21 protein-coding genes are annotated in these 25,098 nt (G+C 38.8%); 7 read left to right on the plus strand and 14 right to left on the minus strand.

Annotated elements, in window-relative coordinates; all coding sequences use genetic code 11:
- From EXE09_RS02990 to typA, 4 genes are all read right to left on the minus strand, one after another.
- Complete coding sequence (locus tag EXE09_RS02990; protein ID WP_228257152.1) at positions 1–615, minus strand: hypothetical protein; 615 nt, start codon at positions 613–615, stop codon at positions 1–3.
- A 142-nt stretch (positions 616–757) separates the two neighbouring features.
- The gene (mscL, locus tag EXE09_RS02995; RefSeq protein WP_130116303.1) at positions 758–1,189 is read right to left on the minus strand and encodes a large conductance mechanosensitive channel protein MscL; all 432 of its coding nucleotides are present in this window, start codon (positions 1,187–1,189) and stop codon (positions 758–760) included.
- A 160-nt stretch (positions 1,190–1,349) separates the two neighbouring features.
- A complete protein-coding gene (locus EXE09_RS03000; RefSeq protein ID WP_130116304.1) occupies positions 1,350–2,804 on the minus strand; it encodes a DKNYY domain-containing protein in 1,455 nt (484 codons plus the stop codon).
- A 107-nt stretch (positions 2,805–2,911) separates the two neighbouring features.
- A complete protein-coding gene (gene typA / locus EXE09_RS03005; RefSeq protein ID WP_068972907.1) occupies positions 2,912–4,747 on the minus strand; it encodes a translational GTPase TypA in 1,836 nt (611 codons plus the stop codon).
- Positions 4,748–4,921: 174 nt separating this feature from the next.
- Between typA and EXE09_RS03010 the strand changes: the two genes are divergently transcribed.
- The 4 genes from EXE09_RS03010 to EXE09_RS03025 all read left to right on the plus strand — a co-directional run bounded on the left by EXE09_RS03010 (position 4,922) and on the right by EXE09_RS03025 (position 10,475).
- Positions 4,922–6,295, plus strand: coding sequence for a uracil-xanthine permease family protein (locus EXE09_RS03010; protein ID WP_068972906.1), 1,374 nt, complete (start codon positions 4,922–4,924; stop codon positions 6,293–6,295).
- Positions 6,296–6,403: 108 nt separating this feature from the next.
- On the plus strand, positions 6,404–7,438 hold the full coding sequence (locus EXE09_RS03015) for a class I SAM-dependent methyltransferase (RefSeq protein ID WP_130116305.1): 1,035 nt from the start codon (positions 6,404–6,406) through the stop codon (positions 7,436–7,438).
- Entirely contained in the window at positions 7,438–8,901 is a 1,464-nt protein-coding gene (locus tag EXE09_RS03020; RefSeq protein WP_087552680.1) for an amino acid permease, read from the plus strand. The genes EXE09_RS03015 and EXE09_RS03020 overlap by 1 nt, the downstream gene beginning before the upstream one ends.
- Positions 8,902–9,269: 368 nt before the next feature.
- Positions 9,270–10,475: an RtcB family protein gene (locus EXE09_RS03025; RefSeq protein ID WP_130116306.1), complete on the plus strand. Its 1,206-nt coding sequence runs from the start codon at positions 9,270–9,272 to the stop codon at positions 10,473–10,475.
- Between the two features lie 112 nt (positions 10,476–10,587).
- On the opposite strand, the gene EXE09_RS03030 is transcribed toward EXE09_RS03025, so the two are convergent.
- The 3 genes from EXE09_RS03030 to omp38 all read right to left on the minus strand — a co-directional run bounded on the left by EXE09_RS03030 (position 10,588) and on the right by omp38 (position 12,831).
- Complete coding sequence (locus EXE09_RS03030) at positions 10,588–11,121, minus strand: cysteine peptidase family C39 domain-containing protein (RefSeq protein WP_130116423.1); 534 nt, start codon at positions 11,119–11,121, stop codon at positions 10,588–10,590.
- 93 nt (positions 11,122–11,214) lie between these two features.
- Complete coding sequence (locus EXE09_RS03035; RefSeq protein WP_068972902.1) at positions 11,215–11,682, minus strand: OmpA family protein; 468 nt, start codon at positions 11,680–11,682, stop codon at positions 11,215–11,217.
- A gap of 117 nt (positions 11,683–11,799) precedes the next feature.
- Positions 11,800–12,831, minus strand: a complete 1,032-nt coding sequence (gene omp38 / locus EXE09_RS03040; protein WP_068972901.1) for an outer membrane protein Omp38 — start codon at positions 12,829–12,831, stop codon at positions 11,800–11,802.
- Positions 12,832–13,206: 375 nt separating this feature from the next.
- On the opposite strand from omp38, the gene EXE09_RS03045 reads away from it, so the two are divergent.
- Together EXE09_RS03045 and EXE09_RS03050 are read left to right on the plus strand one after the other, a co-directional pair.
- Positions 13,207–13,734: a GspH/FimT family pseudopilin gene (locus EXE09_RS03045; protein WP_130116424.1), complete on the plus strand. Its 528-nt coding sequence runs from the start codon at positions 13,207–13,209 to the stop codon at positions 13,732–13,734.
- Positions 13,735–13,872: 138 nt separating this feature from the next.
- Positions 13,873–15,048 (plus strand): thiolase family protein, encoded by a 1,176-nt coding sequence (locus EXE09_RS03050; protein WP_130116307.1) that lies wholly within the window; start codon positions 13,873–13,875, stop codon positions 15,046–15,048.
- A gap of 70 nt (positions 15,049–15,118) precedes the next feature.
- On the opposite strand, the gene EXE09_RS03055 is transcribed toward EXE09_RS03050, so the two are convergent.
- Positions 15,119–17,842 carry a DUF2339 domain-containing protein gene (locus EXE09_RS03055; RefSeq protein WP_130116308.1) on the minus strand — a complete coding sequence of 908 codons (2,724 nt, stop codon included), beginning with the start codon at positions 17,840–17,842 and terminating at the stop codon, positions 15,119–15,121.
- A 162-nt stretch (positions 17,843–18,004) separates the two neighbouring features.
- Between EXE09_RS03055 and polA the strand changes: the two genes are divergently transcribed.
- Entirely contained in the window at positions 18,005–20,764 is a 2,760-nt protein-coding gene (polA, locus tag EXE09_RS03060) for a DNA polymerase I (RefSeq protein ID WP_130116309.1), read from the plus strand.
- A gap of 132 nt (positions 20,765–20,896) precedes the next feature.
- Here polA and EXE09_RS18705 read toward each other — a convergent pair whose 3' ends face one another.
- From EXE09_RS18705 to EXE09_RS03085, 6 genes are all read right to left on the minus strand, one after another.
- On the minus strand, positions 20,897–21,067 hold the full coding sequence (locus EXE09_RS18705; RefSeq protein ID WP_165382028.1) for a DUF2314 domain-containing protein: 171 nt from the start codon (positions 21,065–21,067) through the stop codon (positions 20,897–20,899).
- Positions 21,052–21,339, minus strand: coding sequence for a hypothetical protein (locus EXE09_RS18710; RefSeq protein ID WP_165382029.1), 288 nt, complete (start codon positions 21,337–21,339; stop codon positions 21,052–21,054). Before EXE09_RS18710 ends, EXE09_RS18705 begins: the two co-directional genes overlap by 16 nt.
- An 84-nt stretch (positions 21,340–21,423) precedes the next feature.
- The gene (locus EXE09_RS03070) at positions 21,424–21,993 is read right to left on the minus strand and encodes a YggT family protein (protein ID WP_130113349.1); all 570 of its coding nucleotides are present in this window, start codon (positions 21,991–21,993) and stop codon (positions 21,424–21,426) included.
- Between the two features lie 51 nt (positions 21,994–22,044).
- On the minus strand, positions 22,045–22,875 hold the full coding sequence (proC, locus tag EXE09_RS03075) for a pyrroline-5-carboxylate reductase (protein WP_130116311.1): 831 nt from the start codon (positions 22,873–22,875) through the stop codon (positions 22,045–22,047).
- A 24-nt stretch (positions 22,876–22,899) separates the two neighbouring features.
- Entirely contained in the window at positions 22,900–24,252 is a 1,353-nt protein-coding gene (gene tilS / locus EXE09_RS03080) for a tRNA lysidine(34) synthetase TilS (protein ID WP_130116312.1), read from the minus strand.
- A complete protein-coding gene (locus EXE09_RS03085; protein WP_068972892.1) occupies positions 24,189–25,013 on the minus strand; it encodes an acetyl-CoA carboxylase carboxyltransferase subunit alpha in 825 nt (274 codons plus the stop codon). Before EXE09_RS03085 ends, tilS begins: the two co-directional genes overlap by 64 nt.
- Between the last annotated feature and the right edge of the window lie 85 nt (positions 25,014–25,098).

Consider the following 25,098-nt stretch of genomic DNA (forward strand, 5'->3'; position numbering starts at 1 on the left):
TTATATTGCCTTATTTTCTAAATTTTCTTTCTGAATTTTAAAATCACGAATAAACTGTGTATATTCATCAATATAAGGTCTAAACATTTCAGCACGTGTTGTGAAGTAAAATATTTCCTTGCCATTTCTCACAATATTTTCAGGAGACTTACCATTACAATAGCCATTGGCTGAATGCACCGCAGATGCAATGATTTGAAAGTTTTGTTCCGCAATTTGTTCATTTTCAAAACCAAAAACCAAAAGCACGAAGTCTGGGCGTACCTTTTTATCTTCACCTACTTTTTCATTACTCACCGCAGTATAAGAACGTATGCCTTGTCCTTTGACTTGAATAATTTTATTTAAACTACAGTCATTTTCTGACCAAGAGGTACCACTGTCTTTTTCAATAAACTCAAAATTGGCTTTTAATAATCGAGTCTGCAATGCCAACATTAATGCATCATTTTCATCAATTGTATCTGTCTCGATCGTAATATAGGTGGTATTTTCATTCGGCATCTCTTTAAAAGTTAAGCCTGTTTCAACTATTTTTTGTTCTTCTTTTTTTGATTTTTCAATATCGGCTGACGAATGATCAGAACAAGCATATAAACTTATAACTACAGTCATGATCCATATACTTTTGTTCATCAAACTCATCATCCTTAACTCAATTTTCCATAAAAAAACGGTACTTGATTGCACCGTTTTATTCAACTTAATTCGAATTATTTTTAAGTATAAGCCACCTAAAATAACCGCTTTGAGTCAATTAACCCTGAGGGCGATTTTTTAATTGATCACGAATTTCACGTAATAATTCAATATCTTCTGGTGTAGCTGCAGGCGCTTCTTCTGCTGGCTTACGGATTTTATTCAAGAATTTAACCAATAAGAAAACAACCCAAGCTAAAATCAAGAAGTTCAAGAAGATAGTCAGGAAGTTACCATAAGTTAAAACGTTAACACCCGCTTTAGTCAACTCATCTAATGAAGTTAGGTTATTCGGGCTACTACCAAGTACGAAAAACTTTTGTGTGAAATCTACACCACCGCCAGTAATCACAGTGATTAGTGGCATGATAATGTCTTTTACTAATGAATCAATAATTTTACCAAATGCACCACCGATGATTACACCGATCGCCATGTCCATCATATTGCCTTTAACAGCAAATTCTTTAAATTCTGCAATAATACCCATGTGTATCTCCACGCGCCTTGTGCGTATTTTTATGTGACGAAGTATACATTAATTTCTAATATATATAGTTAGCTAATTTACTTGGTTTTTAAAAAATTCCAATATTTATTTACATTTTATGCCTAAAAACACTTTTATTTTCACATTACGGCTTCTTTTCCTATTCACTTTCCGACCAAAATAAGCTTAAGCAGAATTTTTCGTCATATTTGGCTTGTAATAAGCGATCAGCCTGTGGAGATAATAAGATCCCACGCCCTACATACTGACGGATATCATCACTGGATCGCGATGGGTTTAATATAAATCGTAATGCATACGCATCTTTGATCAGATAAACCGCCTGATTAAAACCCTGCCCCTGCCCAAACTCGTCAAAATAATAATATTGCGTACCATTTTTCCATATCGTTGCAGCACGCCACCTACCATCACCATATTTCACTTCAGCAATTTTCTGCCAACGATTTACAGGTGCATTCTTCAACCGATAAAGCACATTTGAACGATAGCAGAGTTTCGTTCCCCGCCCACTGCGGATGTATTTATCGTACAGCCCCAGATAATAGGTATCCTGTCCATTATGAAAAACATCAGGAGCTAGTTGTATCAGCTTTTGACTGAATGGATTATCACCTACACGCTTTAATTTTTGCTCTTTTCGATGATAAAAATAAATGCCCTGCTGACTGAGAAATAATGGATCATGCGCATGTTCATCATCTTTATTGAGCAGAAGATAAGGCGAATATTTTTGTGAAAATGGCGATGTCTGATAATAAAAATTCTGTGTTTCTGAATCATGTAAAAATTCAGACTCAATCCCACCACCAAAATCAAATACCATTAACTGAGGATGATCCTGAACAGGAACACTTTGATTCTTATAATAAACATGTGTTCCATCAGCGGTGTAATAGCTACTCTCTCGTAATCGATCTGAACTGCCTGAATAAGATGGCAAATACCGCATAGTATGACCATTTGCCTGTTCAATCAGTTTCCCCCTGAAATAGGTGTACTCTCCATTACTGACCGTTCCCTGAACCGTTAACTGATACGGAGACTGACTGGTTTCCAGTTGATAATATGGATACCAGTAATTTTGTGGCTTTGAACCGATTCCAGTGTGATGAAGCAAAATCTGCCAGACCTCCTGCACAACATTCAACTCAGTATTACGTTCCGTGATCTGCGAACAATAATAACTGACCTGACCATCGGTAATATAACCATCACCAATCGAGCGAACTGTCTGCGAATTTAAATTTTTCAGAATCATATTGCCACAATAGACATGCTTTTGATCCACAGCTATCTGTCTGGTCGCGATGTCATCCGAAAGCATGCGAATCGTCTTTAGATCTGCCTCAGGAATTAGATAATGACCATTACTCGGTACAGCGACATAGACCTGCTGATTATAAATTCTAAACTCTGTCGGACCTGAGCCCACTTTCTGACCCTGCCGATCAAGTTCAAAACTACTCAGTTCCCGAGTGGGTTTAGCGATTAAAAAAGTAAATACAAATAGAAGGGTGATCAGTAAAATACTGAATATCACCATAAGCTGTTTCAGTTTTTGCTGTTTTTCTGTGGGTAAATGACTGTTCAAACGCCATACCTATATCGTCATATTTATTATAAAACCACTATAGCAAAATATTCAGCCATAAAAAAACCGCCAATGAATGGCGGTTTTCTTCAACTTAACGGTAAGGCTTAGCCGTTACGGTTACGTTTACGTTCGTTTTCAGTCAACCAGCGTTTACGGATACGGATTGACTTAGGTGTTACTTCAACTAATTCATCATCTTCAATGAATTCAAGCGCTTGTTCAAGCGTGTATTCGATTGCAGGAACAAGAGTCAACGCATCATCAGTACCAGAAGCACGTACGTTTGTTAACTGTTTTGCTTTAGTTGGGTTAACAGTCATGTCGTCTGAACGTGAATTAATACCTACGATCATACCTTCATAAACTTCTAACTGTGGTTTAGCAAATAGACGACCACGGTCTTGTAGTGTGAACAATGCATAGCCCAAGCAAGTACCTTGAACCATAGAAATCAACACACCGTTTTGACGTTTCGCAACAGTACCTTGTTTCATAGGACCATAGTGAGAGAAGCTTGAAGTCATGATCCCTGTACCAGAAGTCATGGTCAAGAATTCAGAACGGAAACCGATCAAACCACGTGAAGGAACAGTAGCTTCAATACGGATACGACCTTTGCCGTCAACTTCCATATTGGTCATTTCACCTTTACGGTGACCCATTTGTTCCATTACAGAACCCTGGTGCTGTTCTTCAACGTCAAAAGTTACGTTTTCGTATGGCTCTTGTTTTTCACCATCAACTTCTTTCAAGATTACTTGAGGACGAGATACGCCCATCTCGAAACCTTCACGACGCATGTTTTCGATCAATACAGAAAGGTGAAGTTCACCACGACCAGAAACTTTGAAACGGTCTGGACTGTCAGTATCTTCAACACGAAGTGCTACGTTGTGGATCAATTCGCGGTCAAGACGTTCACGGATGTTACGTGAAGTTACGAATTTACCTTCTTTACCCGCAAATGGTGAGTTGTTGACTTGGAAAGTCATAGACACTGTAGGTTCATCTACAGAAAGTGCTGGAAGCGCTTCAACTGCTTTAGGATCACAGATTGTGTCAGAGATATGAAGTTCATCAATACCAGTTACACAAACAATATCACCAGCAGATGCAGTTTCAACGTCGATACGTTCTAAACCGTGGTAACCCATGATTTTTAAGATACGACCGTTACGTGTTTTACCGTCTTTGTCGATAACAGTTACAGGGGTGTTTAATTTCACTGAACCGCGTTGGATACGACCAACACCGATAACGCCTACGAAGCTGTTATAGTCAAGTGAAGACACTTGCATTTGGAATGGACCATCAACGTCAACTGCTGGTGGTTCAACAACATCAACAATTTTTTGGAACAATGGTGTCATGTCTTCAGCAAGTTCTTCTGGAGATGGACCAGCCACACCACGAAGACCAGATGCATATACAACTGGGAAGTCTAACTGTTCGTCAGTACCACCTAAGTTATCAAACAAATCAAATACTTGATCAATAACCCAGTCTGGACGCGCACTTGGCTTGTCGACTTTGTTAATGATCACGATTGGTTTCAAACCACGTGCGAACGCTTTTTGCGTTACGAAACGAGTTTGTGGCATTGGACCTTCTTGTGAATCTACAAGAAGCAATACGCAGTCAACCATCGACATTACACGTTCAACTTCACCACCGAAGTCGGCGTGTCCTGGGGTGTCCACGATGTTAATACGGTATTCAGTATCAGTACGTTTGTCTAACCATTTGATTGCAGTGTTTTTTGCAAGAATGGTAATACCACGTTCGCTTTCAATAGCGCCCGAATCCATGACACGCTCAATCTCGCCCGCGCGATCACCAAGAGCACCAGATTGCTGTAAAAGTTTGTCTACAAGAGTCGTCTTACCATGATCGACGTGCGCAATGATGGCAATGTTACGGAGAGTTTTAATATCTGACATGTAAATTCGATACGCCTAAAGTTTGAGGGCAAATTATACAGAAAAAATATAACTTTTAGTAGTGACAGTTTATTGTCAGTTACAAGTTTTTTTCACAACAGTCGGCTTTTTGTTTTGTAATAGTGTGTAAACAGATTAGAATAGCGCCATCTTGCTGCTTTCTCTCTCTGTGTCATGTCTGATATTCATACCTCTCCCGAGCAAAAACAGGGTCAAATTGATCTTGTTTATGGCTTAAATGATCGCCCAAAACCACTTATCGCTTTTTTTGCAGCCCTGCAACATTTGCTTGCAATCATTGTTCCAATTGTAACGCCGGGTTTATTAATTTGCTTGGCATTAGGGGTGTCTCCACATGACACCAACATGATTTTATCCATGTCTTTGGTGATTTCGGGGATTGCAACATTCTTACAATGTAAAAAAGTTGGTCCATTTGGCGCTGGTTTATTAATTGTTCAAGGAACAAGTTTTAACTTTATTGGTCCTATCATCGGGATTGGTTCTGCCATGGTTGCAGCTGGCACACCTGTAGAAGCTGTTATGGCATCTATTTTTGGTGTTGTCATTGCAGGATCGTTTATCGAAATGGGTGTTTCCCGTATTTTACCTTGGGTAAAAAAACTGATCACACCATTAGTTACTGGTATTGTTGTACTTCTCATCGGTTTAACTTTGATTAAAGAAGGTCTCATCAGCATGGGCGGTGGTTATCAAGCCATGTCAGATAAAACCTTTGCCAGTGCTGATAACTTAATCATGTCATGCACTGTATTAGCCATCATTATTTTGCTCAATCGTTTTAAAATCGTATGGCTGAAAAGTTCAGCGATCTTAATCGCATTGGTGATTGGTTACATCCTGGCAGGCTATATGGGGCATTTAAATTTTGCAGGTTTAGAAAATACACCCGTGATTCAAATCCCTACCCCTATGCACTTTGGTCTTAGCTTCTCTTGGAGCTTATTTATTCCAATGGCTTTCATTTACCTTGTGACCTCTTTGGAAGCAATTGGTGATGTTACCGCAACCTCTAAAATTTCAAATCAACCAGTTGATGGTCCAATTTGGATGCAACGTATTAAGGGTGGTGTATTGGTAAATGGTGCAAACTCTTTCCTTGCAGGTATTTTCAATACATTCCCAAGTTCTGTTTTTGCACAAAATAACGGTGTAATTCAACTGACTGGTGTTGCGAGCCGTTATGTCGGGATCTGGATCGCAATCATGCTCATCATCCTTGGCTTATTCCCTGCGGTTGCAGGTGTGATCCAAGCTGTGCCACAAGCTGTGCTTGGTGGTGCTGTGATGGTGATGTTTGGTGCTGTTGCTGCATCTGGTATTAACATTTTATCGGGAATTCAGCTAGATCGTCGTGCTTTATTAATCATCGCAATTTCTTTAGCTCTAGGTTTAGGCGTTGCGCAAGTTCCTCAAATTTTAGAACATTTACCAGAACTACCGAAAAACATTTTTAGTTCTGGTGTTGCAACTGGTGGTATTGCTGCCTTGATTTTAAATTTAGTTTTACCTGAAACTAAAAAATAACGAATCAATTCTTTGTATAATGCCCAGCTTAGTCTGGGCATTTGGTTTGTTTGAGCTTCATTTTAATGAAGATAAACATACTTTTTTATTTAATGATGGATGGTGAATATGGAGCCGAGAAGTGAAGTTGTCATTCGACAGCATGACTACCTTTCTGGACGCGTGTTATTGGTCAATGCACCAATGGATGACCTACTTTCAAATTTAGCTCATGACATCGAAGCAAGTGTTTGGACGTGGAATTTTAATGAATTTCAATACTTCCAAAACCAACAATCAGATGTACATTTTGGAACAGGTCTTCCAGAATCTAGCTTTGATCAAGCTGTAGTTTTTGTTCCCAAATCAAAAGAATTACTCAATTATATTTTGCATAATTTAGTCAATCGCCTACCGATTGGTGCATCCATCTTTTTAGTTGGAGAGAAAAAAGGCGGCGTAGAACGTGCTTCCAAGCAATTACAACCGTTTGGGCAAGCGATTAAGTTAGACAGCGCACGCCATTGCCAAATGTGGCAACTAACAACTGATAAAACTGTCGTTGCCAAACCTCTTACTGAATGGGTTCAACATTATCCAGTGGAAACACCAGCTGGAGAATTGACGATTTGCGCATTACCAGGCGTTTTCAGTCAAAATCGTTTGGATGTCGGTACTGCAGTATTATTGCCTCATTTAAAACAGGTGACTGCTGGGAAAATTGCTGATTTTGGTTGTGGTGCAGGCGTGATCAGTGCATATTTATCCAAATTAAATCCTAAAAACCGTATCTTTGCTTTAGATGTAGATGCATTTGCATTGGCTTCGACGCAAATGACTTTTGAAAAAAATGCTTTGCCATTAGAACAACTTGAAGTCAAAGCTGTAACTGGAATTGAAGATGCACCGCTATTCTTGCACGCAATCGTCAGCAATCCCCCATTTCATCAGGGGATTCAAACAGATTACAATGCCAGTGAAAATTTATGTAAAACGGCAAGACGACATTTAAAATCGGGGGGGGAGTTGTGGATTGTGGCGAACCGCTTCCTCAATTACCCATTACTGATTGAGCAAAGCTTTGGTCGATGTGAGACTAAAGCAGATCAACAAGGCTTTAAAGTGTTATTTGCCAATACTCAAAAAAATAGTAAGGAATCATGATGAGCGATAATGGTCATCCAAAACTTCAGCGAAAGCTTGGAGCAAGACATTTAAATATGATCGCCATTGGTGGTTCAATCGGAACAGGTTTATTCCTTGCTTCAGGTCAAACCATTGCAACAGCGGGTCCAGGCGGTGCATTACTTGCCTATGTATTAATTGGTGTCATGATTTATTTCTTGATGACCAGTCTTGGTGAATTGGCTACGCACAACCCAACTTCTGGAGCATTTTTTACTTATGGTAATAAATATGTAGAAGAAGGCTTTGGTTTCGCACTAGGCTGGAACTACTGGTATAACTGGGCAATTACAGTTGCATTTGAATTGGTTGCTGTTCAATTCATCATGAAATTTTGGTTTCCAGACATTCCAGGCTTCTGGTGGAGCGCCTTGTTCCTTGCCATCATTTTCTTTATCAATGCTTTAACGGTTAAAGGTTTTGGTGAAAGTGAGTTCTTATTTTCACTGGTCAAAGTCATTGCGATTATCTTCTTTATTGCAATCGGTCTGTTCATGATCGGTAAAATCATGCTTGATCCAACAGATTCAATTACCAAAAACTGGACGATTGGTGAAGCTCCTTTTGTAGGTGGTTTCCAAGCCTTAGTTGGTGTGGCAATGATTGCGGGATTCTCTTTCCAAGGTACCGAAATGGTCGGTGTTGCAGCAGGTGAATCTAAAGATCCGAAAAAGACCATTCCGATTGCGATTAAGCAAATCTTCTGGCGTATTCTTTTATTCTATATCTTGTGTATTTTCATCATCGGTACATTGGTGGCATATACAGATCCAAACCTTGCTTTGGCTGCTGAAGGCGACGGTAATATTACCCTTTCGCCCTTCACATTGCTCTATGAAAAAGCAGGTTTAGCCTTTGCTGCGGGCTTAATGAATGCGGTGATTTTAACTGCGATCATGTCTGCGGGTAACTCAGGGATGTATTCTTCAACACGTATGCTGTTTGACATGGCACGTGAAGGGAAAGCGCCAAAAGTATTCTCGAAACTGGATCTTCGTGGTGTTCCAATGAATGCCCTTTATGCAACAACTGCAATTGCAGCACTCTGTTTCTTAACCACATTTATTGGTGAAAGTGTTGTATTTACTTGGTTGCTCAATATGTCAGGGATGTGTGGATTCATCGTTTGGCTAGGGATTGCAATTTCACATTACCGCTTCCGTAAAGGCTATGTGGCTCAGGGCTACAAACTCGAAGACCTTGCTTATCGTGCTAAGTTTTTCCCATTCGGCCCATGGTTTGCATTTATTCTCTGTGCGATCGTGGTCTTAGGTCAAAACTATGAAGCCTTTATGAAAGGTGACTGGATGGGCGTATTATCAACCTATATCAGTATTCCACTCTTCCTTGCAATTTGGCTAGGTTATAAATGGAAATTCAAATCAAAATTTGTCGCCTATGATGAAATGGATGTAAAACCAATGCAGGTTGAAAAAGAATAATTTCTTTATTCATCAATATGAAGCAGCCTTAGGGCTGCTTTTTTAATTCTTACCGCAAAATAAAATTTAAAGAATAAATTGACAAACTTTTTTTTATTTATAGAATAACCTGAAAATTGAATAAGATTAGTTCAATTCCTCTATACCGAATTCTTACAAATATCGAATTCACAGATTTAAGGAGTACATCATGCCATTTACAGAGAACAAGCAAAACTAAACAAGCAGATGTCTACTTACGGGCACTGTTTACAATTGTGTCCGAATGCAAAATATTACAATGTAATAAAGCCTAGCATTCGCTAGGTTTTTTTATGCCTACATGTTTGATATGCACGGACAAAATAAAAATTCAAGAAGAGAAAATCATGGCAATACAAATGATTTTGAACGCCAAAGCAGAATATGGCGTTCCAGTAAAAATTTATACACAAGATGTGGATGAAGAAAGCCTAACGCAACTTCGGAAAATGTCACAGCTACAATTTATTCACTCGCATATTGCAGTGATGCCTGATGTACATTTAGGTAAGGGTGCAACTGTAGGTAGTGTCATTCCAACCAAGAATGCCATTATCCCTGCTGCGGTTGGTGTGGATATTGGTTGTGGTATGAATGCACTAAGAATCAGTTTAAAAGCATCACAGTTGCCTGATAATTTAAGTGCCTTACGTAATGCGATTGAAAGAAAAGTACCCGTTGGTTTTGAAATGCATAAGCAACTTAAAGCCAAGGCCTCTACGCTTTCTCCTTTAGACAAAAGGTTGAAATTGATTACAGATAAGCACCCTGCGCTGAAACGTATGTTACGTAGCTTTGATTCAACCTGGCAAAAACAGCTTGGTACTTTAGGTGGTGGAAATCACTTTATTGAACTCTGCTTAGATGAAAATGATGATGTTTGGATCATGCTACATTCAGGCAGTCGTGGTTTGGGCAATGTGATTGGGACTTACTTTATTGAACGTGCCAAAAAAGAAGCCCAAAGCCGTTTTGGGCATGTACCAGATAAAGATTTAAGTTACTTTGCTGAGGGTTCAAATAACTTTGATGATTATTTTGAAGCTGTAGAATGGGCGCAAGAATATGCCTATGAGAATAGACGTGAAATGATGCGTTTAATCTTAGAGGCAATTCGCCCATTACTACCAAGTTTTCAAATGAACAAAGAAGCAATTAATTGTCACCATAATTACGTCCGTAAAGAAGTTCACTTTGGTGAAGAAGTATTTGTGACACGTAAAGGGGCAATTCGTGCAGGGCTTGATGAATATGGCATTATTCCAGGCTCAATGGGCGCACAATCTTTTATTGTTAAAGGCAAAGGCAATCCCGATTCGTTCTGCTCATGCTCACATGGTGCAGGAAGAAAAATGAGCCGAACTAAAGCCAAGCATTTATTTAGTCAGCAAGATTTGATTGCACAAACAGAAGGTATTGAATGTCGTAAAGACAAAGGCGTTGTGGATGAAATTCCGAGTGCATACAAAGATATTCATCAAGTCATGGCAAATCAAAGTGATTTAATTGAAGTCGTTCATACACTTAAACAAGTTTTATGTATCAAAGGATAAATAGCTAGAATACATATTTCAGCAGAGTTCGCTTTGCTGAAATACATTTTCATCATATTTTTATCAATTAAGCTGATCTAGAAAAAACTCAATTTACATCATATTGAATAAATTACGCATCACGCATGCAAAATTTTCGATCATCAACGATGATCACTTGACGACAAATTCCTTCAACTTGACGTTGCTGTTCAAAAACAGTTTTAGGCATAGGCTCGAAACTATCAAAGAAACTAATTTCGACATCATCAATTGAATATACCAATGAATGATTTCCAACACCTTCTAATGTGTCATAGTACACAATCACGAAATTACCATTTTCAACTGCGTACTGAATATCTTGATAACTACTAGAAGGTTGTTGAACACTGATTCCAAGCACTTGAGCTTCTTGGTAGAACTCAACTTCTGTTGAATGCTGAGCCAAATCTTCATCACTATAAAAAGTAACGTCCAAACCTAACTTTTGTAATGCAACAGCAAGAGCGATACCAAAAGTACCATCTTGATCATTATGCTTACAGAGTTTCACAAGATCTGGAATATGAAGATCTACACCATAATGATGAAAAATCATCCAGATCGCATAAATACCGCAATTTGCTTCTAAATCTAATAACTCATCAGGTAGCTGCACGCTTATTTCACCACATAGTTTCAAAACCAAGAAACATGATTATAAGCGATAAAGCATTTTATATAGAGATGCTATATCTCTTGTTATTTTAAATTTCAATTATTTAATTTTTAAAATAACCTCTACTCGTCTATTCTTCGCTTTACCATCTGCTGTTTTATTATCTGCAATCGGTTTTGTAGGCCCAGAGCCTAATATCATTAACTGCTCAGGATTAACTTTATATTCATTGATTAAATAGTCTTTTACAAGATTTGCACGATTTAATGATACTTTATTATTCGATGCCAAAGATCCAGAGCTATCAGTATGCCCCTCAATTTGTAAGGCAAAATTCTTATTTGCTTGAAGCAACTGTGCTGCAACAGACAAAGCTGGTTGATACTCTTCATCGATCATTGTTGATTTTGGTTGGAAATAAATTCGCACACCTTTTTTTAAGGACTTAACCTCTTTAGGGTGTTGCTTTTGAATCGCAACAGTTATTGAGTTTGTTGGCATGAGTGGATCTGCCGTTGTACAAGCGACTAGACCCAATAGCATAAATCCGAGAATAATAAATTTCATTGTTAACCTTTAATTATTAATTTTACATTCAATTATTATTTAGCATAATTTTAATTATAGATATTTCCATTAAAAAAGCGACTCTATTGAGTCGCTTTTTTTAAACTAAATAACAAATTATTTAGTTACAGTACGGCTACCAGTGATCGTAGCGAATACGCGACGGTTCATAGCACGACCTTCTTTAGTTTTGTTGTCAGCGATCGGTTGATCCCATGCAAAACCTTGAGTAGTCAAACGAGAAGCATCAACATTATATTCGCTTACTAGCGCTGATTTAACAGAGTTAGCACGAGCTAAAGATAAACGTTCGTTCAATTTACGTGGACCAGTGTTATCTGTGTGACCTTCGATACGAGCAGTCGCATTCGGGAACGCAGATAATGCATCAGCTACTTTAGCAACTTCTGGTTTGTATTGATCTTTGATGTTTGATTTGTTTGTATCAAAGAATACGCGAAGTTCCATTTGTAGATCTTCAACTTGTGGTTGAGGAGCTGGTTCAACTGGAGCTGGAACAACTGGAGCAACTGGAGCAACTTCTACTACAGGAGCAGCAGGTTTCAAGTGACCACCAAGAACTACGTTAAGACCTGCAAGTGCAGTATAGTTCCAGAATTTTTCGTCGAAGTTATAAGTACCACGAGCTTCTGTACGAAGAGATAAAGCATCGTTTAAGCGCCAGAAAGCACCAACACCAGCGTTACCTAAAGTACCTTCTTCGTTGTTGTGGTAAGACATGTCATCAAGTTTGTATTTATAGTGACCAGCACCTAATAATACGTATGGCTTGATTTTGCTGTCATAGTTTTTAGTGATCAAATCAGAAGTAGCATAGAAGTTACCGTTGATTTGAGTTTGTTTGTATTCAGAACCAGCTACGCCAGTACCGTCAAGATCACCTTTAACTTGGTTATATTCAGCTTCAAAACCTAACCATGGAGTAAGCTCAACACCTAAAGCAGCACCAACGAATAAATCGTCTTGTAGCTCAGGACCGTTAGTTAACTCACCTTTATCACCACCGTTATTGTGTTGAGAGTCTTGGAAAGTGTAACCAACTAGTAAAGGTGTAACAGTTACGCCAGCATTAGCAGCAGCGAATGGAGCAGCAACAAGCATAGCAAGTGCGATACGACTCAATTTCATGGATATCCTCCAGAGATAACAATTGTTGTTCAAGCTTAGCCTAAAATTTTTTGGCTTATCCGAGATAAACTTAATACCCCAGTATTATTTTTAAGCTACTCACGTTGAATCATACAAACACTTGAGGCTTTTTCCAAGTGCTTGATAACTTTAATCAAGTAAATTATTGACAAAATTACTTACAATTTCCGTTGTAATTCGGTAACTTTTTACTCAATTTTTTTTTGCGAATAGCTTATCTTTTACTTGCTAGCATTTTAACAGCAAAAGAAAGCGATAGTAATATTTTTTTTCCACTATACGCAATTCATTTAAATTTATAAGAAAAATTATTATTTTTCAAATAAAAAACAATACTTAAACGAAGATTAACACATGTATTCTTATTGTAAAGAACAAGCTTTTACGCTTGTAGAATTGATTGTCACTATTTCAGTTCTTGCCATCCTAGCAACTTTAGCGATTCCTTCTTATATTAACTTCAAAGCTAAACAAGAGTTAAACCACATCTCCGCACTTATACAACTATTGAATCAGACTGCAAAAAGTAATGCTGTCACTTACCATTCCATCATCGTGATTTGCTCATCTACCAATGCAACTCAATGTGCTAATGATCAATGGAATACAGGCATAATCATGTTCAGTGACCTCAATAGCAATCAACAAGTAGACCCAGATGAAAGAATCCATAGCGTTGTAGATACAAAACTTAAATATGGTTCACTGACTTGGGATGGTGGTGTCACGAGTACCAAAGTATTGACCTTTCAAGGAGATACTGGTCTACCTCGTAGCTCTTTCGGAAGTTTTTATTATTGTAGCCAACACGCTTCCTCATTACACCGCCGATTTGCCCTTCCCAAAACAGGATTATTAAGAGTCGAGAGCTATGCCTGTTAATTGAATGTAATTAATTTTCAAAAAACTGACCTGTTTAGTCCATTATTCTTGACTGAATAGACTTTATTCTCCAATTTATTTTTATATACTGCTTAAGTTTGGATACATTCTCAGAATAATCAAGTGGAGATTAGAACAATGACTGACATCGTAATTGTCAATGGTGCACGTACTGCAATGGGTGGCTTTCAAGGTAGTCTTGCGAGTGCAACTGCCCCTGAACTGGGTGCTGCATCAATCAAAGAAGCCATTACTCGTTCTGGATTACAAGCAAGTGATGTGCAAGAAGTCATTATGGGTTGTGTACTTCCAGCAGGTTTAAAACAAGGTCCTGCGCGTCAAGCAATGCGTAAAGCGGGCTTACCTGATTCTACTGGTGCAGTCACCATTAACAAATTATGTGGTTCTGGTATGAAAGCAGTGATGCAAGCTGCTGATGCGATCAAAGCTGGCTCGGCAGAAGTGATTGTTGCAGGTGGTATGGAATCCATGACCAATGCACCTTATTTACTTCCAAAAGCGCGTGGCGGTTTACGTATGGGTCACGGCGAAGTGAAAGACCATATGTTCTTTGATGGTCTAGAAGATGCTGAAACAGGTCGCTTAATGGGTTCTTTTGCTCAAGATATGGCAAATAACAAAGGCTATACCCGCCAACAGATGGATGATTTTGCGATTCGTTCTTTACAACGTGCACAAAAGGCCATTACCGAAGGTTGGTTTAAAGATGAGATCGTGCCTGTAACCATTTCTGGTCGTAAAGGTGATGTGGTTGTTGACCAAGATGAACAGCCGTTTAATGCCAATATTGAAAAAATTCCAACTTTACGCCCTGCTTTTGCAAAAGATGGAACAATTACAGCAGCAAATGCCAGCTCAATTTCAGACGGCGCATCAGCTTTAGTGCTAACTTCTGCCGAACATGCTGCATCAAAAGGTTTAAATCCTTTGGCGAAAATTGTCGCTTATGCATCGAATTCACAACATCCTTCTGAATTTACCATCGCACCTGTTGGTGCAATCCAAAAAGTGTTAAATAAAACAGGTTGGGATACTCAAGACGTTGACCTTTGGGAAATCAATGAAGCTTTTGCTATGGTGACTATGTGTCCAATGGATGAATTTAAATTAGATGCTGAAAAAGTCAATATCAACGGTGGTGCATGTGCTTTGGGTCACCCAGTCGGTTCAACAGGCTCACGCATTATTTTAACTCTGATCCATGCTTTAAAACGCACAGGCGGTAAAAAAGGTATTGCGGCATTGTGTATCGGTGGTGGTGAAGCAACAGCGGTTGCAATTGAAATTCTTTAATATTTTCAATCCATCAAAAAAGCATCTAGACCTCTAGATGCTTTTTTGTTTTATCTATTATCACAACGACTTAATTTTCTTTTAGCTCTGGAATTGGTGCAATATAAGCAATAATTAACATAATAAAACCAGCACCCAAGAAAGAAATCACACGTGTTAAAGTTCCTATATGAGAAAGATCAAATAACACCAATTTCAATGTCACAATGACAAGAATACTGCCACCCAAAATCCACAAAGGGCGAATAACTTTTCGAGTTGCATAACTCATGGCAATAAAAGCCAAACTGACCCACAGCAAAGTTAAACTCAGTTGTACTGTTGCATCTTGCCACAAACTTAAATCGTTATACGGTGTCGCAAAATACACATGCAAAGCACGTAGTAAAATATAACTGCTGAGCCACAACACGCTAAGTACAGAAAGTACCGCCAAAATCCCTTGATCCATGCCTTGTTGATATTGTTGCTTGACTTGTAAATTTAGCATCCATAAAAAACCGATCAATATTGCAATGCTAACTAAATCGAATGGATTCAGTATAGGTAATAAATAGGCTTGAAATGCTTGTTGCGAAAATAATTGCGAACAAACCATCCACAGCAACATCAACGCTAAACTGCTACGTGTTTGCCAAAACATCACCCATTCAGCATTCTTTTGGAAGAAACACCATCCGCAAAATAGTAACGGCAAAATCACCACACTGATATAAGGCATACTCGGAATCAGACTTAAACTAGCAAGGCTCAGGCTAGTCAAAACACCCAAGCTTACCCATTCATTTTCAAGGCGAATCCCACGTAAAGGTCTTAACCAAATCCATGTCAATAACACGCCCGAAACAAGCATCCCCCACCGCTCAACAGAGTTATTCCAAAGTATCACGCCATTTTGACTGATATCTAGAATGAGAATCAATGCAAAAACATACAGCGGAATAACACCGATCCATTTAGGAATGAGCCATGTCCAAGCGGTTTGAAGCTTTAATAACACTTCATTCAAGACTAAATAGCCAAAACTCAGAACCAGTAAACTATAAATATATTGATTGCCACCTTCAAAATAATCCAATAATAAATACAGCATCATTGTGGTTGCAGACAGCATTAACACACTTAAAAATAAGGTTGTCATCGCACTAATTTGCTTTTGAAAATCAGCACGACTATTGGCTAAAACTACGACAGCAACATAACTTAGACTTAAACACCAATACATGGTGGTTGGAAAATTTGCCAATTCAACTAAATAATACAGGCTCGAACAACCCGCCACGATCAGCAATGCCATAGCCATATAACGGCTAATATTGGATTGTTGATATAGTGCAAAAGCAAAAATCAATAAACCTTCAATCGCCCAACCGACAACACTCCATTGTCCATGCAAAAGAATCGGTGGGATTAAAGCAAGGAAAATCAAAGCCAAACTAAAAAAACTTTGAGAAATCAACTGAATGGATTGATTACGTTTTGAAAGTTGATAAATAATGATGAAAACAACAGAAAAAGCTAAACTAAAACTGGCTAGATGCCATTCCTGATGAAAATACATCAAATATAAGCACAGAAAACCGATGATTGGCGCACCGAAAATTAACGCAATATCTAGGCTAGGCTTCAATTTGAATTGTTCAATATCTTGTTTCGCAATTAATTGACTAAATCTAAATCCCAACCAAACAAAGATTGCAATATTCGCGATAACTAAAAGTGTTAATCGTGATTTTTCTTGTGCATAACCATGATAAAAAACATAAGCACCACCAACAATAGCGGTCACTAAAAAACCAATTTGATTCAGGTATTTCCAAGGTCGCAGTGTACTCAATATCGCAATCGCAATATTAATCACCAAATAATAGGCAACTAGCTCGGTTGCTGTTGCACTACGAATAGGTAAAGTAAAAGGCGCAATATAGGCAATGAGCATTGCCATTAAAGCCAATTCGATACTTTGCTGTTTTAGACTTAATCCCAAAGTCACAAGCATGATGACTGCAAAACATATTCCTGCGATGAAAATATTGGGAATCACTTGATTGTAATAGGCAAAGAATAAAGTCAGAAAAAGTCCTGCCAAGCCTAGCCCTTCCAATGCTAAAGCAAAACTACGATTTTTATTTTGTAAAATAAAACCTAATCCCGTGATGCCAATACTCACCAAAGCAACAATGGCAAGTTTAACCGCCAGACTCAGTTGCCAATGTTCCGTGGCAAAGCGCAGCAATAGCACAATCCCGATCACCAAAACTAGAATGGCAACTTTTAACACGGGATTACCTTGAAAAATCCATTGTCGAACTTGTGTCATTAAGCTATCTGTTGACGAACGATCTACTGAAGTAATTGGAGCATGTTGAAGAGATTGATGTGCTGAATGATCAGTTTTAAATGGTAAATCAACTGAAGACTGTAAACGCTGTAATTGCATTTGAACTTGACTTAAATAACGCTCTAAACGCCTGAGCCATCGTAGGAAAAAGAAAATCCAAGCGGTTAAACCCAAACCGACCAACCAACTAAAATGTAGGGTTAATCCTACAACAGAGACAATCGAAGAAATATAAAGCGGGACTTTCGAGGTATTCTGCAATGGAATCTGAGTTTTAGATGCAATCTCTTGCATTGGATTTTGAATGGCATCGACATAGTGCATCACACTCATAACAAATGCCAAGCCACAGATATAAGTCACGATTTTTGTATCAAAAAACCATGCACTGACTGCGATAATCATCAGCATCATCAACCAAATAATGCGAATTTCACTCTGCCCTTTCAGCATATTTGCTCTTTCTCTGTCCTGAGTCATTTGATGATACAACAGTCATGTGATGACATTGCATGTATTCATCAGATATTCAGTAACACAAGGATGACCGTTGTCGCTTCGCAATAGCGAAAAATCACGTACAATAAAGCGGTTATTTGGATTAGGAATTTATCAATGCCACCATTTGTATTGGTCGATGGGTCATACTTTTTATTTCGTGCCTTTCACGCACTCCCACCTTTAACCACATCAACTGGATTACAGACCAATGCGATTCGTGGGGCAATTTCTGCAATTCAAAAATTGATGCGTCGCGTTCAGCCAACGCACATGGCTGTAATTTTTGATACCGCTGAGCCAACTTTCCGTCATGAGCTTTCACCGATTTATAAAGGTGATCGTCCAAGTATGCCTGACGAGCTCTCTCAGCAAATTCCGTATTTACATGCATTAATTCGTGCGCTTGGCATTCCTTTACACATGCTTCCGGGTGCTGAAGCTGATGATATTATTGGAACATTAGCCAAACGTGCCGAAGCCGCTGGTCACCAAGTTTTGATTTCAACTGGTGACAAAGACATGGCGCAACTTGTCACTGACAAAGTGACCTTGGAAGACAGCTTTAAAGATAAACCAATGGATGTGGATGGTGTCATTGAAAAATTTGGTGTCCGTCCTGATCAAATTATTGATTATTTAACCCTCATGGGCGATGCCTCTGATGGTATCCGTGGTGTGCCAGGTGTAGGTGCTAAGACGGCTGCAAAACTTTTAAATGAATATGATTCGATTGGTGGCATTTTAGAAAATGTCGATAATATTAAAGGTAAAGTTGGTCAAAATATTAAAGACAATGTTGAAGGGATTGCACTCGATCACCAACTTGCAAGTATTGTTATCGACTTAGATTTAAATCTGACTTATGACGATTTAAAACTGGCTGATCCAGATGTTGAAAAGCTTCGTAATCTCTATACTGAACTTGAGTTCCGTAACCAATTACAATCACTTGATCATCCGAATAATCCAAACAGTTCAGTCTATAAACAAACCACGAAAGAAATTGCCAAAACTGAACAAGTATCAGAAGCAACACCAGATCAAGCAATCAGTTCGAGTGTTGATGACCGTTTAGGTGAGGCAAATTACCATACCGTTTTGACTCAAGCAGATTGGGACAAATTATTCCAACGTTTAAGCACTGAAAAGCGTTTTGCAATTGATACTGAAACCACAAGTTTAGATTATCGTGTTGCTGAAATGGTCGGTTTTTCAGTGGCTTTCGATGCCAAAGATGCTTATTACATTCCACTTGCGCATGACTATGAAGGTGCACCTGAACAACTCAATCGTGAAATCATCATTCAGCAAATCAAACCTATTTTAGAAGATCCAAAAGTTGAAAAAATTGGGCATCATTTAAAATACGATGCGCATATTTTTGAGAATCACGGCATCCATTTACAAGGTTGGTATTTCGATACGATGTTGGCATCGTATGTACTAAATGCTGTAGCTACACGTCATGGTATGGATGATGTGGCACGTGTTTACCTCAGCCATTTGACTACAACCTATGAACAAGTTGCGGGTAAAGGTGCAAAACAAAAAACCTTTAATCAAATTGAGCTTGAAACGGCCGCACACTATGCAGCTGAAGATGCCCATGTCACTTATCGCTTATATGAAGTTCTCGATCGCAAACTGAAAGAAATTCCTGAACTGAGTGGAATTTTGCACAATATTGAAATGCCTGTTGCCAGTGTTTTAACGACAATGGAAGAAAATGGGATTGAGCTAGATTTAACTTTCTTAGATCAACTCAGTGTCGATTTTGCAGAAACCATTCAAAATTTGGAAAATCAGATTATTGAAATTGCGGGTGAATCATTCAACGTTGCCTCACCGAAGCAGGTTGGTGAAATACTGTTCGAAAAACTCGGTTTAAAAGGTGGTAAGAAAACTGCAACGGGTCAATACAGTACTTCGGAAGCGGTTTTAGAAAAAATTGACCATCCAATTACAGCTTTGATCATTGAATATCGTGGCTTAACCAAGCTCAAAAGCACATATACAGAAGCTTTAGTGAAGCAAGCCAATAATGATACTCATCGTGTGCATACCAGTTATCACCAAGCTTTAACAGCGACTGGGCGCTTGTCATCGACTGATCCAAACTTACAGAATATTCCAGTTCGTGAGGAAATTGGCCGTCAAATTCGTAAAGCATTTATCGCACCGAAAGGACGTGTACTGCTCGCAGCCGATTATTCTCAAATTGAATTGCGTTTAATGGCACATTTCTCTCAAGATGATGCCTTAGTCGATGCCTTTAAGCATGGTCAAGATGTCCATCGTCGTACCGCTTCAGAAGTCTTGGGTGTAGCACTTGAAGATGTAACTTCAGATCAGCGTCGTCAAGCCAAAGCAGTCAACTTCGGTCTTCTTTATGGTATGTCAGAATTTGGTTTGATTCGTCAGCTTGGTTTTACTCGCCAAGAATCGCAAGATTATATCAAACAATATTTCCATCGCTATCCTGGTATTTACGAGTATATGCAACGTACGCGTCAAGTCGCTTTGGAACAAGGTTTTGTTGAAACCATTACAGGACGTCGCTTATATACACCTGATATTGATGCACGAAATATGATGGTACGTAAAGGTGCAGAACGTGCAGCGATTAACGCTCCACTGCAAGGTTCTGCTGCTGAAATTATTAAAATGGCCATGATTGAAGTGGCTAAAATCCTACCAAATGATCAAGCTAAATTATTATTGCAAGTACACGATGAATTGGTGTTTGAAGTCGATGAAGCCATTGCAGATCAGTTGGCTGAACAAATCAAAGATGTGATGCAAAAAGTATGCACCTTGTCTGTACCTTTGGTTGTAGAAGTAGGTAAAGGCAGTAATTGGGATGAGGCGCATTGATCCCTTAACGACCTTTTCACTTTGAAATAAAAATTTTAAAAAGAGGTGCTTTTAGAAGTGCCTCTTTTATATTCAAAGAGTTATTCTTCATAAAACTCAAATGCTTCGTTTTATTTATTCATTTTTCAAAAATCAATCAATAAATCTAGATAAGCCAATATGCTGATCAAATTCAGCCTTATCATCTTCTAACAATAACGACCGTTGATAACGTAAAGAATAACCTCCTTTCATTTCCCCATTCTCAGATAAAATATACCAATCCAATAAATCCTCTTCAGCAAACTTCAACCATTGTCCCACATGGATCCATTCAAATTCTTTTGGCAACTCAAATGGTTGTGCATAACAAAATCCCTCTTCAAAAAGGGACTCATCAGCCAAATATTTGCACCATGAGAAGCGTCTTGATATTCTGGAATATAAAATTTCACACAAGCAAAATCACCTTTAGATAACTGCTCTATTTGGCTTTTGAAAATAGAAAGTGAACCTACAGCCAATTGAATTGTATTTTCGTATCCGTCAACTTTCTTATCTAAATTCATAAAGATAGGATCATTTTTATTGCTCATTATTTTCATACTTCATTTATTTTAAATAACTAATAATAGTAAAAAGGACTCTTTCGAGTCCTTTTCTACTTATACAAGAATGAATTACAAACCAGTCAATAAAACCTTAGCGACTTCATTCATCAGGATTTCAGCAACATAGAGTGCTAGGAATGCCAAGATCGGAGATAAATCAATCATCCCCATATTGGGCATAATACGACGAAATGGCGCCAATAATGGTTCAGCAAGCTCTTGAATCACTTCAATATAAGGTGAACGTGACTGTGTAAACATCACCACCCAACTTAAGATAATCGTTGCAAAAATTAAATAACGGCAGAAACGAATCAAATCCTGAATCATCGTCACAAAAGTCAAAATAATTAAATGCACAGGGCTATTCGGTATCGCACCTTGCAAGTACATCATGCCAAAAATCTTCAGCAGATATAGAACAACGACTAAAACCAAAGCAGCAGTATTTACACGACCTTTCGCTAAAGTTGGGAAAATTCGGCTAAACATATCCACAATTTTAGTTGCTTTGACCGTCGACAAAACCACTGGATTGTATGGACTGACCATCGCCAACTGCATTAAAAAACGAAAGAATACGAGCAAAATCGCTACGTTAATGATAATGCCAAAAATTTGCGCAGAATTTGCACCCATATTGGAACGTTCCTAAAAAATCAATATATGCTTAAAACGATGATTAAAAAATTATTTAATGCTGTCACTTAACTCTACAGCCAATTCCTGACTACGTTTTTGCGCAGCAGCCAAAGCTGTTTGAATATTTTGTGAAATTTGTGCACGATCAAATACTTCGATCGCGGCTTGAGTCGTACCATTTGGTGAGGTTACATTTTTACGCAACTCTGACGGTGCACTTGAACTGGTGATCGCCATTTGCGCAGCGCCTAGTGCTGTTTGCAAGGTTAAAGCCGTTGCCACCTTTTCATCTAAGCCCATATTCTTACCTGCACGAATCATACTTTCCATCATATAGAAAAAATACGCAGGACCAGAACCAGAAACCGCAGTCACAGCATCAATTTGCGCTTCTGTACCCACCCAAATGGTTAAACCTGTTGAAGCCAAAACTTGAGTCGCCAACTCGCGATCTTTTGTTTCAACTTCTTCATTCGCATACATACCATGCGCACCCGTTTGCACCAAAGCCGGTGTATTTGGCATCACACGGACAATACGATTATTGCCAGTCAGGTCTGAAATGGTTTTGATTTCAGCACCTGCGACAATCGAAATAATCAATTTATTCGAAAATAAGCCGTTTAATGGTTTTAACACCGTGCCTAAAACTTGCGGTTTCACAGCAAATACAACAATATCGGCATCTTTAATCGCTGCAACATTATCGTCAGTCACATGCACATCTTTTTCTTTGAGTAATTCACGAACTTTTTCAACGGGGTCTGAAACTGTAATACGTGTTGCAGGTAAACCACGACTCAACAAGCCACCAATCAGGGCTTGAGCCATATTTCCACCACCAATAAAAGTAATATTACAATTTAACACTGCACTCATGAATCACACTCGACCTTAGTTTTGTTACGCTGAGATTAAATTTGGTTGCCAACCGTCGACTTCACAATATTCAGATTGCGCCAACCAAAAACCATTTGGTGTAAACACACCAAGCATAACATTATCTACACTTAATATTTGAATTGTATGACGCTTCCAAGGAAAAATATGCGCATCTTGAATGGCTTTTTTCAATGGCCAAGCACCGACCCGACCGTATAGATGAATTTTCTCTCCACCTTGACGTGCTTTCAATGTCAGTTGTTTTCCAATCAATGTAAAAGCCAAACCTATTTTAGAACGTTCTAATTGAAAGTTACCAGCGGGTAATTGTAGCTGTTGATGGAGCTGTAATTGCAACGCTTGTATTGGAATCAACTCCTTAGACTTTGATGCCAAATATTGTGTTTGTGCAATCCGATAAAGCTGATTTTGATAACGTAAATAATAAAACTGATTCCAATGTAAAGCCGCTTGCGAATCTGTTTTTGAATAAATCACTTCATCTTGTAGGCGTTGCACCATTTCAAATGCGGGGCGATAAGTATCCTGCCCTTTCATCCATGCGGATAAAAGTTGTCTTTGTCGTGCCAATGATAATTGTTGTAATTTTTCTAAATCAAGCTGTTCAGCATTTCCACACAACTTTAAATCTTGCTGTAGAACTTCATTGAGAATTTCATCCGCATCTTGCATTAGATAACTGGTTCGAGCCAAAGCTTGCTGCATTTTGGGATAACGGCTTTGCAAAATATGCCAAAGTTCATGTCGACACCATGCACGATCATGATGCGTATCTAAGTTCGTAGGATCATCAACATAGCAAATGTGTAATTGCGCTACCCATTGGCAAATCTGCTCACGCGTCGTATCTAACAGTGGTCGCCAAATGGTCAAATCATCACGCTGATCAATGGCTTGCATTGCCGACAAACCAGCAACACCAGCGCCTGAGAATAGACGTAACAATAAAGTTTCAGCTTGGTCTTGTTGATGATGTGCTAAAACAAGAACTTCATTTTCTTTTAAATGTTGTAGATAGGCATCATAGCGTGCTTGGCGTGCTTGATTTTCAAGATTACCTTGAGCAACTTGAACAGGCTGAATGATATAAGGAATATTCAGTTGTGTGCATTGTTCAGCGACAAAATCAGCCCATTCATCGCTGACTTGTTGTAGTTGATGATTGACGTAAATCGCACGAATTTGATGGGGGAAAAGCTGAGACATCACATGTAGCAACAGCATGGAATCCATGCCACCACTACATCCGATCAGAAATTGCGTATTTTCAGCAAATTGAGAATGCTGTTTTAAGAAGCGAGTCCTAAGTTGTCGCTGCCAAACTTCATTAAACGTTGATAACGTGCTTCGCATCGTTCTTCCGCAGTTAGAGGCTGTAATTCATCAAGCGCTTGTTGTAACACATCCTTGAGTTTTTCCATAACTTCTAATGGATGTAAATGCGCGCCCTCACCTTCATCAACCACGTATTCAACAATACCGATTTTTTGAAGTTTGTCTGCGGTTAATGCAAGTGCTTCGCTGGCTTGTTCTGCTTTTTCAGCCGTTTTCCACAGAATGGATGCACAACCTTCTGGTGAAATCACAGAGTAAATACTGTGTGAAAGCATTACCACACGGTCAGCCACACCTATACCGAGTGCACCACCAGAACCGCCTTCACCTAAAACGGTCGCAATAACAGGCACTTTCAAACTAGAAAGCTGAGCCAAGCTTGTCGCAATCGCTTCTGCTTGACCACGCTCTTCCGCACCAACACCTGGGTAAGCTCCCATTGTGTCAATAAAAGTAAATACAGGTAGATTGAAACGCTCTGCCATATCAAGCAAACGCTGTGACTTACGGTAACCTTCTGGATTACACATACCGAAGTTATGTTGTAATTTTTCACGGGTACTACGACCACGATGCTGACCAACCACCATCACAGGTTGACCATTAAAACGTGCTAAACCACCGACCATTGCACCGTCATCACCATAAAGACGATCACCATGCAAGGTATCAAATTCTGTAAAAATTTCGCCTACATAATCCAAAAATTGCGGACGTTCAGGATGACGTGCAATTTGAACCGTTTTCCAAGCTTTAGATTGAGCAGCTTTACTTTTCATAAGTCGAGTATTATCCCTAATTTACCGAGGGTTCACCCTTCGGAAGTTTAGGTTCGGGTAATATTGCATGACTGATCTCAGACAA

Source organism: Acinetobacter sp. WCHAc060025 (assembly GCF_004209355.1).
Taxonomy (GTDB): domain Bacteria; phylum Pseudomonadota; class Gammaproteobacteria; order Pseudomonadales; family Moraxellaceae; genus Acinetobacter; species Acinetobacter wuhouensis.